The following is a 12220-nucleotide window of genomic DNA, read 5'->3' as shown; positions in this document are numbered from 1 at the left end:
CGACGCCGGCCCTCAGGCCGAGGGGGTCGACGGACCCGCCGCCGGGCAGAGAGTGAGAGGACCTGGCCATTCCTGACGGAACGTGGCCACACTTGACGGTCAGGACGTCACCCGTCAGGAGTTGGTCCCACCATGCCGGAGCGCACCCAGGCGCCCACATCCACACCCGCATCCCTGTCCACGCCCACCCCCATATCCGTACCCGGCCCTGATCCCGGGCTCTTCGGGCCGGCGTCCGTGACCTGGCAGGCGCACGCCGACCCGATGATGTGGGTCGCCGGGATCAGGGCCCTCTACCTCCAGGCCCTGCACCCCCGCGCCGTCCGCGGCGTCATGGAGAACTCCGACTTCCGCAAGGACGCCTGGGGCCGTCTCATGCGTACCGCCAACTTCGTGGGCACGACCACCTACGGGACGACCGAGGTGGCCGAGAAGGCGGGCGCCCGGGTGCGGAAGATCCACACCAAGCTCGGGGCCACCGACCCCGAGACGGGGGAGCGGTACGGCGTCGACGAGCCGGAGCTGCTGCTCTGGGTGCACTGCGCGGAGATCGACTCCTACCTCCACGTCGTACGCCGCTCGGGCTTCCGCCTCACCGACGCGCTGGCCGACCGGTACGTCGACGAGCACCGGCAGAGCGCCCGCCTCGTGGGCCTCGACCCCGTCGACGTACCGGCATCGACGCGTGAACTCGCCGCGTACTTCGAGGAGGTGCGGCCGCGGCTCGCCGCCGGGTCCGACGCGCGCGCCGTCGACGACTTCCTCCAGCGCCCGCCGACGCACGCCCTGCTCGTTCCGGCGCGCGAACTGCTGTGGAGGCGTGTGGCGAACCTGGCGTACGCCTCCCTGCCGCCGTACGCCCACGAGCTGTACGGCAGAGCGGCCCCGCCACCCGCCACCGTGACCCGCCGCCTCGCCCTCACCGGCACCCTCCTGCGCGCCGTCCCCAACCGTGTGCGCTGGCAACTCCCGCCCAAACACATCCTGCGTGCCGTGGCCCGGCTCGGCCCCGGCACCCGCCCGGCCCCGTACAAACTCGACAGACGGAACGCCATACTGGACGGGGCGGGGAGGGCGCGGCGAGGCAACGGGGGCGACAACACGAGATGGCGGACACCAGGCTGATCCAGAGCCGCTACCGGCTCCTGGATCTGATCGGGCGCGGCGGCATGGGCGAGGTCTGGCGGGCCCGCGACGAGTCGCTGGGCCGCCAGGTCGCGGTCAAATGCCTCAAGCCGATGGGACCCCAGCACGACCAGGCGTTCACGGGCGTGCTGCGCGAGCGGTTCCGGCGTGAGGCACGCGTCGCGGCCGCGCTCCAGCACCGGGGCGTCACCGTCGTCCACGACTTCGGCGAGCACGACGGCGTCCTGTACCTGGTGATGGAACTCCTCGACGGACGCAACCTCAGCCAGCTCATGGAGGACAACAAACAGCACCCCCTGCCCGTCGAGGACGTCGTGGACATCGCCGACCAGGTCGCGGGCGCCCTCGCGTACACCCACGAACAGGGCATCGTGCACCGCGACCTGAAGCCCGCGAACATCATGCGGCTCGCCGACGGCACGGTGAAGATCTGCGACTTCGGCATCGCCCGCCTCGGCGCCGACATCGGCTTCACCTCCCGCCTGACCGGCACGGGCATCGCGATGGGCACCCCGCACTACATGTCGCCCGAGCAGATCAGCGGCGACCCCGTCGACCAGCGCAGCGACCTCTACTCCTTCGGATGCGTGCTGTACGAGATCGCCACCGGCGCCCCGCCCTTCGACATGGAGGACGCCTGGGCGGTCCTGGTCGGCCACCGCGACACGACACCCGAGCCGCCCCGCAGACACCGCGACGAACTGCCCGCGTACTTCGACCGCATCGTCCTCGACCTGCTCGCCAAGGAGCCCAAGGGGCGACCGCACGACGCGCGGGAGCTGGGCCGCCGCATCGCGGCGGGACGCACCTCGATCACCTACGTCCCCACGGTCGCGACGCCACCCGTCCGCCGCGCCGAACCGCTGCCCGGCCACGGGGCGCGCCTGCCCTCCTGGACCCGGGGCATGACCACCGGGCACAAGGCCGGCGGCGCAGCCGTGCTGCGCACCACTCCGCCCGACGCGGCCGCGGGCCTGACCGGCGAGTGGATCCCGCGCATCGACGCGCGCCGCGCCGCGGACCCCCGGCCCACCGAGCGCCCCACACCCCCGCCCGAGCTGGTGGCCACCCTCACCAACCGCCACAACGCCGGACTCAGCCTCGGCCGGCTCGGCCGCTGGGCGGAGGCGGGCGAGGTGCACCGCTCGGTCGCCGCCGAACGCGAGCACGCCCTGGGCCCCGACCACCCCGATACCCTCGCCAGCCGGTACGAGGTCGGCTTCACGCTCAGCCGCACCGGCCGCGCCTCCGACGCCCTGCGCGAGTACACGCGCGTCGCGCAGGGCAGGGAGCGCACGCTCGGCCCCGAACACCCGGAGACGCTCGCCGCGCGCCAGGAGATGGCGTACGTGCTGGGCCAGCTCGGACGGCACTTCGAGGCCCACCAGACGTACACCTCGGTGCTCGCCGTCCGCGAGCGCACGGCGGGCACCGACCATCCGGACACGCTGCGCTGCCGCCACAACCTCGCGTACAACCTGAGCCGCCTCGGCCGCCTGGAGGACTCCTACCGGCTCGCCGAGGAAGTGGCCGCGGCCCGCGCGCGTGTCCTCGGCCCGGCGCACCCCGACACGCTGGTCACACGCTACGAAGTCGCCTACGCACTCGGCCAGTTGGGTCGCTGGACGGAGGCTCTCCAAACCTACCGGGAGGTCGCCGACGCCCGCGTACGGGCGCTGGGGCCCGACCACCCCGACACGCTCACCGCCCGCTACGAGGTCGGCATCAGCCTGGGCCGGCTCGGCCGCAGCAACGAGGCCCTCGACCTCTACCGCCACCTCATCGACGACCGCACCCGCGTCAACGGCCCCGCCGACCCCGAGACGCTCAGGGCCCGCCACGGGCTCGGCGTGAACCTGGGGCGGCTCGGCCGCTGGGAGGAGGCGCTCGCGGAGGCCCGCGACGTGTGCGCCATCCGCGAACGGGTGCTGGGCCCCGACCACCCCGACACCCTCGTCAGCCGCCGCGAGGTCGCGGTCGGCCTAGGCTGGCTCGGCCGCTGGACCGACGCGCTCGCGGAGTACCGCAGGGTGGCCACGTCCCGCGAACGGGTGCTGGGCCCCGACCACCCCGACACCCTCGCCAGCCACAACGACGAGGCCCACTGCCTGGAACAGCTGGGGCGGGGGGCGGAGGCGGTCGAGGTGTATCGGAGGGTGGCTGTGGTGCGGCAGAGGGGGGCGGGTGGGGGGCGGTGAGGGCAGGGATCCCCGGTGCTCCCAGGAGCTGCTGCCGAGCTTGCCGCGCGCTCGTGTCAGGTCGTCCGGGTCGCGGAGGCTTCTGTGGCTTCTGCGGGCTCTGCGGGCTCTGTGGCTTCTGTGGCTTCTGCGCGTTCCCCGGGTTCTGAGGGTTTCGCGGGTTCTGAGGGTTCCGCTGAAGGGGCCCCGGCTTGCTGCTCGCCGCTCGCTTCGACGGCTGGCCGTGTGCGTCGGATCGCCCAGCCGACCAGGCCCGCGGACACGAGGGTGAGCACGGTTCCGGAGACGGTGACCGCTTCCCGGAACTGCTCGGTCTGCTCAGGGCTCCAGTTCCCCGCGGTGACGTTCCCGACGAACACCGCGGCGAGCACCGTGCCGACCACGGCGACTCCGACCGCGGCGGTGACCTCGGCGGCGGTGTCGACCAGCGCGGCCCCCGTGGACGTGCGGTTGCGGGGCAGGCCGTTGAGCACGTTCACGCCGGCCGCGGCGCCGACGACCCGCATACCGGCGGCCACGAGGACCAGCGCGGCCGCCACCCACGGGTAGCCGAGGCGGCCGGAGAGCGTATAGACCGCGAGACCGGCCACGACCGAGCCCGCGCTGAGCCAGGCGGCCCGGTCGATGCCGGCCCGTTCGACGAACCGGTGGACGAATGGGCCGCCCGCGATCAGTACGACGACCTGAGGCAGCATGCCGACGGACGCGAGCGCGGGCGACCAGCCCCAGTCCAGCTGCAGTTGCAGCGTCACCAGGTAGGCGAGACCGGCGTTCGCGAGTCCTGACGCCGCCTTGTAGGCGAGGCCGCCGGAGACCCGTGGCCGAGCGACGAGTGCGAGGTCGAGCAGGGGGTGCCGGGTCGAGCGCTCGCGTACGACGAACAGGACCGCCGCCACGGCGAACCCCGCGGCGGCGGCCCACGGCGCCCACGAGCCGGCCCCCGAGTCCGCGAAGAGGGTGGGTGCGACGAGCGCGAGCACGATCGTCGCCGTGCCGAGTGCGCCGCCGGTCAGGTCCGCGGGCGCGCGGTGCAGGTCGGCCGGGTCGTCGGCCGGTACGCCGACGCGGATACCGATGATCGCGAGCGCCACGATCGGTACGTTGACCAGCAGCAGGACCTGCCACGGGGCGAAGGAGAGCACGAAGCCGCCCACGGTCGGCCCGATCGCGAGCCCGACCATGCCCACGGTGGAGATCAGGGTGATGGCCCGGACCCGCAGGCCCTCCGTATCGAACAACCGGAACGCCATCGCCATGGTCATCGGCGTGGTCATCGCGGCGGCGAGGCCCATCACGGCACGGACGGCGATCAGCTCGCCGGTGCTGGTGACGGCCACCGACGCAAGGCTCGCTCCGCCGAGCAGGGCCAGCCCGACGAGCATCACCCGGCGACGGCCGAGCCGGTCGGCGATCACGCCGAACACGAGCATCAGCGCACCGAACACGACCGAGTAGCCGTTGGTGACCCACTGCAGGGCGGCCGTCGGGGCCGCCAGGTCGCGGCCGATCGTGGGGAGGGCGACGTTGAGGACGGTGTTGCTCATCATCTCGAAGAGGAAGGCCGCCGAGAGCCCGGTCAGGGCCATCCACGCCTCGCGCAGGGAACGGAAGGGGCGGGGCGGGGCGACAGGTGGGGAAGACATGAGATCCCTCTCAGCAGGAGCGCGATGCGACGGACGAACACTGTTCGTCACGCGAACACCGTTCTACAGAGGAACACTGTTCGGGTCAAGCTATGCTGGGGTCATGGGCAACGGACGGGCTTCGGATCGCGCGGAGACGCACGACGAGTGGGCGGCGAAGATCGCGGCGCTGGGCGAGTCGGGCAGGACCGCGTCCCGATCCGGAAAGGCTCCGATCACGGTCGCGCGGATCATGGACGCGGCGTTCGGCCTCGTCGAGTCCGAGGGCTTCGATGCCCTGACGATGCGCCGGGTGGCCGCCGCGCTGCAGACCGGTCCGGCGTCGTTGTACGCACACGTACGCAACAAGGCGGAGCTGGACGAGCTGATGATCAGCGAGGTCTGCGCCAGGGTCACGGTGCCGGAGCCCGACCCCGCGCGGTGGACCGAGCAGATGCTCGACATCTGCCGGGAGCTGCGCGACGAGTACCTGCGCTACCCCGGCATCTCGCGGGCGGCGCTGGCCGCCGCCCCGAACAGCCTGGACGCTCTGCGGCTGAGCGAAGGCATGCTGACCATTCTGCTGGCGGCGGGGGTGCCGCCGCAGTCCGCGGCATGGGCGATCGACGCCGCGTTCCTCTACGTCTCGGCCTACTGCTTCGAGGTGTCGCTGCGGCACGACCCCGCGAGCGGGGCCGACCAGCGCGTCCTGGACCGCGACGCGCTGGTGGAGCGGTACCGGATGCTGCCCGGCGATACGTTCCCGAGCACCGTCGCCCACATCGACGAGCTCACCTCCGGTGACCCCCACGAGCGCTTCGACTTCACGCTCACGGCGCTACTGGGCGGACTCGCGCCGGGCACGCCACGGGGACGGGTGGGGTCCGCTTGAGACGGTTGATCCCGCACTCGACCGCACGCGGCTCCTCCCTATTGGGCTTCGGCGGTCGGGGCGGCCTACGCGGTGGTGGCGATGCCGCCGTCCACGGGGATCACGGTGCCTGTCAGGTATGCACCTGCCCGGCTGGCGAGGAACACGGCGACACCCGCCATGTCGTCGTCGCGGCCGATCCGGCGCAGTGGGGCCGACGCCGCGATCGCCTCGCCCAACTCGTCGAGGGTCTCAGCCATCATCGCCGAGGGGAACGGTCCCGGTGCCACGGCGTTCACGGTGACGTGCTGCGGTCCCAGTTCCTTGGCGAGCACTCGGGTGAGTTGATGCAGTGCGGCCTTGCTGCTGGAGTACGAGTAGTTGGGCCGCTGGGGGATGTGGATGGCGGCGATGCTGCCGATGTTGATGATCCGCGAGGGATCGTCGGCGGTGCCGGCCCTGCGAAGTGCGGGCAGCAGCGCCTGGACCAGCCAGAACGGCGACTTCAGGTTGAGGTTGACAACCGAGTCCCAGGCCGCGTCCGGGAACGTCTCCAGCGGCTCGTCCCACATCGTGCCCGCGTTGTTGACGAGGATGTCGAGGCGCTCCGAGTCGGCGGTGACGAGGTCGGACAGGCGCCGACACTCGTCGTGGCGGGACAGGTCGGCGGGGATGGCCCGTACGTCACCGAACTTGGACAGATGTTCCTGCGCCTCAGCGCACGCCTCTGCGTTGCGTGAGCTGATGACCACGCGGACGCCCGCCTGGAGAAGGCCCCGCGCGATCATCATGCCGATGCCTCGGGTGCCACCGGTGACGAGTGCGCGCTTTCCTCGCAGATCGAAGAGTTCCGTATGCGTGGTGAATTGGTTGTCTACCATTTGCAACCTGTCCAGTTGGTCGTGCGGGACGATGCGTCGACGCGTTGGGTGTTTCGGTTCAGCTGTCGAGACGCTAGGACCTTGGAGTGCACTCCAAGCAAGTGCGCGCCGCCCCCGTGCGCGGCGACCGTGCCGGGGATTTGACCTCGGACCTCCACAATCCACGGAGAAGACGCATGAGCGATGTGAGCACCGGCACCGGCAAAGTGGTCGTGAACAGGGCGATGTCGCTGGACGGGTTCATCGCCGGTCCTGACCACGCGATGGACTGGATCTTCGAGTATCTGACTGCGGACGCGTTCCCCGAGGTCATGGCGGCCACGGGTGCCATGCTCGTCGGCCGGGGCACATATGAGGTCGCCAAGCGGATGGCCGAGCAGGACGCCGCCTACGACGGGGGAGCGCAGTTCGTCCTCACTCACGAGCCGCCCGACGAGCCTGACCCCGCCGTCACGTTCCTCACGTGTGGCATCGAGGAAGCCGTCGCCACGGCACGCGACGCCGCGGGCGGCAAGAACGTGGAGATCCTTGGTGCCGATGTGGCTGCCCAGTGCCTGCGGCGCGGGCTCGTCGACGAGGTCCTGGTGTACGTCCTGCCGGTGTTGCTCGGCGACGGCGTCCGCTTCTCGCCCCCGAGCCTCGGCAGGATCGACCTGGAGCCTTTCGCCAACACCCAGTCGGGCGCCGTCACGATGCTCCGCTTCCACGTGCGCAATCAGGCGCGGCCCTCCCGTAGTTGACACCGGCCTGCGGCATGTCCGCTTTTCCTAGAACCGTGTGTTCGGCGACACTGTGGATCAAGGCGGGCCGTGTGACGGCGCCGCCGTACCGATGAGGACTGGGGGACGCGTGATGGTCATTGTTGCTGTGCTGGTCGTGGCCGCGGCTGCGATGGGAGCGTGCTGGCTCGTACTGCGGCGCCGAGGGGGCGCGGGGGAGCGCGGCGCGCTGGAGCGCGGGGCGGCTGAGCAGGGGTTGGCGCAGGGCCTCGGCGGGTTGAACGCCAGGAACCAGAACGTGGGGGGACCCGGGGTCTGAACCCTGCTGGTTACAGCCCCTGGCCCGGTGCAGTTTCCGGGCTGCCATTGCCGGGGTGACTCGGGGGCTCCCCGACGCACGGCCAGGGGGCAGGGGCGGGGCGGGCCAGTATGCGCCGCTTCGCTTCGACCTCGCGCAGAACGCGGGTTGGGTCGTGCAGAGCCACATGCAGAGCAATCGTCGGGTGGAATCCTGAGGGGTCAACCTGACGAGGTCGACCGTGTGCCCGTGGGCAGACCGCTCCCCGCATTCGTCACCGACGCGGCGCCGCGCCAAGTCGGCTTCCTCGGCCGGCCGTGCCTCGAGGACCTCACCAACTCTTTAGTCATAGGAGCACTGCGCTCTCGCGCAGGATATTCAGCCTAGTTGGATATCTCCGCTGAATAACATTTCAGGGATCTGTTATGCGTCCGTCATGCATTGCTGGGCAACCCTGACGGAGGGCTTCCGGATCTTCACTGTTTCTCCATGATTGCAGCCCTCGCTGGGTGAAAGCGGGGCTGCTGGGTGGGGTGACATGCCCTGAATCTGGTGCATTCACCCGTTACGTCGTACTGGACATGTGAACACCCTGTGGATTTGAATGAAGGTATTCACATGCCGACGGAACCGCGGGGGGCGCGTTCCATGGCCACCTTCGCCACGAAATACCGCACGTCGCGCGGCAAATCCGCAGCGTCGTGACCTTGTGCGATCCATGCGTACGGCACGCATCCGTACGCGGCACGGCTGGCAGAGGACAAGCGACCGGAACACGTCCTGCGCGGCGCGCACTCCCACGCAGGGCTGATGGCGCACGCCCCTGACCGGGGTGGCTGCGCCGGGGGAAGTAAACAGAGTGAAGATCGCGTTTTTGATCAACAATGCCTACGGCATCGGGGGGACGATCCGCGCCACCGTCAATCTGTCGCGCGCACTCGCCGACCGGCACGACGTCGAGGTCGTGACCGTCCACCAGGTCAGCGACCGAACTGAACTCGTCCTCGATGAACGGGTGACGCTGACCCCGCTCATCGACATGCGCGCGGAAAGCCCCGCCTACGAAGGCGGCCACCCGCTCACCGCTCAACCGTGCACGATGTTCCCGGACACCGGCGCCGCCGCGAACTCCGCGCGCCTGCCCTACTCCGCCTTGCAGGACGAACGCATCGGTGAGTGGCTGCGCGGGACGGACGCCGACGTGGTGATCGCCACCCGCCCCGACCTCAACGGCTACCTCGCCCGCGACGGCCAGAACCGGTACCTGCGAATTGGCCAGGAGCACCTGAGCCTGGACGCCCACAACCCCACGTTACGTGCGCACCAGAACAAGGCGATCGCCCAACTGGACGCCTTCGTGACCGTGTCCGGCGCCGACGCCGCACAGTACCGCCGGGCGCTGCCGGACGTACCGGCCCGCATCCTCTGCATTCCCAACAGCGTCCCCCAACCCGCCGTCGAGCCCTCGGACCTGCGCTCGAACGTCATCGTCGCCGCAGGCCGGCTCGTCGCCGTCAAACGCTACGACCGGCTCATCGACGCCTTCGCGAAGATCGCCGCCACCCACCCCACCTGGTCGCTGCGCCTCTACGGGCGAGGCCCGGAACGCCCCGCCCTGCGCCGCCGGATCGACGAACTCGGCCTGTACGACCGCGCGTTCCTCATGGGGCCGGTCTCCCCGATCGAGGCCGAGTGGGCGAAGGGCGCCATCGCCGCCGTCTCCTCCGACATGGAGTCCTTCGGCATGACGATCGTCGAGGCCATGCACTGCGGCGTCCCCGTGATCTCCACCGACTGTCCCCACGGGCCCGCGGAGATCATCGACGAGACGAACGGTGTCCTGGTGCCTCTGGACGCGGGCGTGGACGGGTACGCGGAGGCCCTCGACCGGCTCATGGCCGACTCGTTCCTCCGTGAGCGGCTCGGTGCCGCAGCTCGAGGACGGGCACGGACGTACGCTCCATCGGCTCTCGCCCTGCGCTACGAGACCCTGTTCCAGGAACTCTCGGCCCTGCCCCGCAAAGCCCCGGCCAAGACCGCGCACCGCGGCACATGGTGGTCCAAGTTGCGGTCCGCGTTACCGGCCACCGGCCGCGACACGCGAGAGGAACCGACCCCGGATCCCGCCTCTGCGTCCGAACCGTCCGAACCGTCCGCCGACTCTCAACCGGCCGCCGTGCGCCCCGTCGCTTTCGCCCGCGTCACGAATGACCGCGGCGTCAGCGTCCGCCTCGACACGGCATCCTTACCGCCCGGCCCCCTCGACTTCGTGGCCCGCCTGCGCCGCGATCCCAAGGGCCGCCACATACGCATCCCCTTACCGGCCGACATATCGCCGCCCCGCATCACACTCGACCCGGCCGAGCACGAACTGCCGGAAGGCCGCTGGGACTGTTACGTCACGGGCCGCGGCACCGCGGTGAAGAGGACGCGGCTCGTCTGCGCCCTGGCGGAACGGGCACGCAGCGTTGGATCCCTGCCCGCACTCGTCGACGGCAACGTGACCGCTGTGCTCCCCTACACCACCTCCGACGGCTTCCTGGCCCTGCGCACCTGGCAGCGCCCCGCACACGCCGAGGTCACCGGCATCACCATCGGCGACGCCCACGCCACAGTCACCGCGCGACTCCTCGCCAGCGACTTGCGCCGCCCCTTGTACGACGCATCGGTGATCGCCGTCTCCCGTCAGGGCGATGCGTACGACTTCACGGTCCCCGTCACGCCCGCTCCCGCCGAGGACGTACCGGCGACACCCCTCATGGAAGAGCCGTCCCGTCCGTCGGGCTTCTCCTTCACCCTGCCCTACTCCCGGGCGCTCGCCCGGCGGAGCAGCGCCCACGACGTGTGGGACCTACGCCTCTACGTGGGGCACGTCAGCCCGCCCATCACCATCGGCCGGATCGGAGGCGACATCGTCGAACGCAAGAAGACGGATGCCTTCCCGGCCGCCGACCTGTCGCACAGCACACGCGGCGCGACACGCGCCAAGCCCTTCTTCACGGTCACCAACGACCTGGCACTGAGCTTGCGGGACGTGCCCGCGGGCTAGGCGGGCGAGCGGCGCTGTCCGCGGCTGCCGCCGTCGCCGTGGCCCCGGCCGTTCAGGGGGAGCAGACTGTCCAGTCGGGCGCCCTTGACCCACGCCCCCAGCAGATCGCGGTGGACCGCGACGATGTCGTGCCGCACGGCCAGGCCCAGTGCGGCCGCCGTGAACCTGCGGCAGGTGGTGACGAACAGGGCGACGTCCGCGCCGTGTTCGTTGCGGGCCGTGCCGAGGAACTTCTGCATGTCCTGGGAGGAGACGCTGCGTTCCGGCGCGTACTTCTTGCACTGGATCACCAGCTTGCGGCCGTCCGCGAGACAGCCGATCACGTCGGCGCCCAGGTCACCACTCCGCCCGCTGACGACGACCTGCGTACAACCGTCCCGGCGGCACAGGTCGGCGACGTACCGTTCGAAGTCCTGCCAGGTGAGTGCGTCGACCTCGGTCATCGACAGCTCCCGCGCCCGCGCGTCCTCCTCCAGCCGCCACGCCCGGTCCTTGCCGACCGCGCGGCGGTGCGCCTGCCACAGCCCGTAACCGGAGCCGCCGAGCACGGCCACGATCAGGACGGCCAGCAGGACGGGCCACACGTTCGCCCAGTGCCCGGCCGCCCACATCGCGGCGACCAGCGCGGCCGCACTGCCCCAGAACCGCACCTGGCGACGCGTCCTCTTCCGTAACGGCCGTCGCCGTCGCCGTGCTGCTGCCATCGGCTCCCAAGCTTTCAGGATTCCAAGCTCCCCAAGTCCCGTGCCCCGCAGTGTGGAGGGCCCGCCGGAACGCGACAAGAGGGCTTTGCGGCCATGTCGAGGGAAGCAGTTCGGCCGAGGAGGGCTACCGGCGCCTCCGGATGCCGGTGGCGCTCAGGGCATGAATGCCCAGGCGGCCGCCCCCAGCATCGGAGCGAGCAGGATGTCCGACCACGCGACGCGGAAGCGGCGTCGCCCCGGCGTCGTCGCTGTGCCGGCTGCCTGCCGCACCGCGTGCCGCAATTCGCGCCGCGCAGCCCCCGCCCGGCGCCCGTCGAACACCGAGCGCGTCATCGCCCACGGCAGCACCGTCCCGATGCTCTCCACCTCCAGCGCCCCGCCCCGGCCCGCGCGGCCGAGCAGCCGCACACCGGAGAGGGGCACCTCGTACGTGAAGAACGGGTTGCGGACGACGAGTTGTTGGTCGTCCCACCCAACGTACGGGGCGAGCGCCGTTCTGATCAGCGTCCAGATGACCGCGCACGGGAGCGCGACGGCCAGGACGACCTCCCATGGGCCGGACGGCCGTTCGCCGTCGAAGAACAGGAACCACACCGCCACCGACACCATCAGCGACGTGACCACCCAGGCGGCGCGGCGCGCGGGTCGGTTGACGTAGTGGTGGCGGGGGCGTGTATCGACGTGCATGTCACATATTGTCGTTGCCTGCCCTCGTGCTACGGGGTGGAGGGG

The 12220-nt window shown here is 70.9% G+C and carries 10 protein-coding genes; 5 read left to right on the top strand and 5 right to left on the bottom strand.

From position 1 onward, the window contains the following. Positions 1-132: 132 nt before the first annotated feature. Complete coding sequence (locus DEJ48_RS02330; RefSeq protein WP_150213989.1) at positions 133-1125, top strand: oxygenase MpaB family protein; 993 nt, start codon at positions 133-135, stop codon at positions 1123-1125. Continuing rightward, positions 1107-3344: a serine/threonine-protein kinase gene (locus DEJ48_RS02325; RefSeq protein ID WP_150213987.1), complete on the top strand. Its 2238-nt coding sequence runs from the start codon at positions 1107-1109 to the stop codon at positions 3342-3344. Before DEJ48_RS02330 ends, DEJ48_RS02325 begins: the two co-directional genes overlap by 19 nt. Positions 3345-3400: 56 nt before the next feature. Here DEJ48_RS02325 and DEJ48_RS02320 read toward each other — a convergent pair whose 3' ends face one another. Beyond that, entirely contained in the window at positions 3401-4987 is a 1587-nt protein-coding gene (locus DEJ48_RS02320; RefSeq protein WP_223831845.1) for an MFS transporter, read from the bottom strand. Positions 4988-5090: 103 nt separating this feature from the next. Here DEJ48_RS02320 and DEJ48_RS02315 point away from each other — a divergent pair, with 103 nt between their 5' ends. After that, positions 5091-5858, top strand: a complete 768-nt coding sequence (locus DEJ48_RS02315) for a TetR/AcrR family transcriptional regulator (RefSeq protein WP_150213985.1) — start codon at positions 5091-5093, stop codon at positions 5856-5858. A gap of 65 nt (positions 5859-5923) precedes the next feature. Here the strand turns inward: DEJ48_RS02315 and DEJ48_RS02310 are convergent, their stop codons facing one another. Further along, entirely contained in the window at positions 5924-6718 is a 795-nt protein-coding gene (locus DEJ48_RS02310) for an SDR family oxidoreductase (RefSeq protein ID WP_150213983.1), read from the bottom strand. A gap of 176 nt (positions 6719-6894) precedes the next feature. Here DEJ48_RS02310 and DEJ48_RS02305 point away from each other — a divergent pair, with 176 nt between their 5' ends. Further along, a complete protein-coding gene (locus DEJ48_RS02305) occupies positions 6895-7458 on the top strand; it encodes a dihydrofolate reductase family protein (protein ID WP_150213981.1) in 564 nt (187 codons plus the stop codon). 308 nt (positions 7459-7766) lie between these two features. Here the strand turns inward: DEJ48_RS02305 and DEJ48_RS40130 are convergent, their stop codons facing one another. Continuing rightward, on the bottom strand, positions 7767-8006 hold the full coding sequence (locus DEJ48_RS40130; RefSeq protein ID WP_223831844.1) for a DUF6221 family protein: 240 nt from the start codon (positions 8004-8006) through the stop codon (positions 7767-7769). 588 nt (positions 8007-8594) lie between these two features. Here DEJ48_RS40130 and DEJ48_RS02290 point away from each other — a divergent pair. Then, on the top strand, positions 8595-10784 hold the full coding sequence (locus DEJ48_RS02290; RefSeq protein ID WP_150213977.1) for a glycosyltransferase: 2190 nt from the start codon (positions 8595-8597) through the stop codon (positions 10782-10784). On the opposite strand, the gene DEJ48_RS02285 is transcribed toward DEJ48_RS02290, so the two are convergent. Then, the gene (locus tag DEJ48_RS02285; protein ID WP_150220897.1) at positions 10781-11395 is read right to left on the bottom strand and encodes a restriction endonuclease; all 615 of its coding nucleotides are present in this window, start codon (positions 11393-11395) and stop codon (positions 10781-10783) included. The genes DEJ48_RS02290 and DEJ48_RS02285 overlap by 4 nt on opposite strands. 246 nt (positions 11396-11641) lie before the next feature. Continuing rightward, positions 11642-12175: a hypothetical protein gene (locus tag DEJ48_RS02280; RefSeq protein ID WP_150213975.1), complete on the bottom strand. Its 534-nt coding sequence runs from the start codon at positions 12173-12175 to the stop codon at positions 11642-11644. Positions 12176-12220: the final 45 nt, after the last annotated feature.

It is taken from the genome of Streptomyces venezuelae (assembly GCF_008642315.1).
Lineage (GTDB): Bacteria > Actinomycetota > Actinomycetes > Streptomycetales > Streptomycetaceae > Streptomyces > Streptomyces venezuelae_D.
This window is presented reverse-complemented; position numbering and strand designations above follow the sequence as displayed.

Bases quoted from the DNA above. Each gene is read 5' to 3' on its own strand.
- DEJ48_RS02280 (WP_150213975.1), bottom strand. From the start codon at position 12,175: ATGCACGTCGATACACGCCCCCGCCACCACTACGTCAACCGACCCGCG.
- DEJ48_RS02310 (WP_150213983.1), bottom strand. From the start codon at position 6,718: ATGGTAGACAACCAATTCACCACGCATACGGAACTCTTCGATCTGCGA.
- DEJ48_RS02330 (WP_150213989.1), top strand. From the start codon at position 133: ATGCCGGAGCGCACCCAGGCGCCCACATCCACACCCGCATCCCTGTCC.
- DEJ48_RS02305 (WP_150213981.1), top strand. From the start codon at position 6,895: ATGAGCGATGTGAGCACCGGCACCGGCAAAGTGGTCGTGAACAGGGCG.
- DEJ48_RS02285 (WP_150220897.1), bottom strand. From the start codon at position 11,395: ATGTGGGCGGCCGGGCACTGGGCGAACGTGTGGCCCGTCCTGCTGGCC.
- DEJ48_RS40130 (WP_223831844.1), bottom strand. From the start codon at position 8,006: ATGCGGGGAGCGGTCTGCCCACGGGCACACGGTCGACCTCGTCAGGTT.
- DEJ48_RS02325 (WP_150213987.1), top strand. From the start codon at position 1,107: ATGGCGGACACCAGGCTGATCCAGAGCCGCTACCGGCTCCTGGATCTG.
- DEJ48_RS02315 (WP_150213985.1), top strand. From the start codon at position 5,091: ATGGGCAACGGACGGGCTTCGGATCGCGCGGAGACGCACGACGAGTGG.
- DEJ48_RS02320 (WP_223831845.1), bottom strand. From the start codon at position 4,987: ATGTCTTCCCCACCTGTCGCCCCGCCCCGCCCCTTCCGTTCCCTGCGC.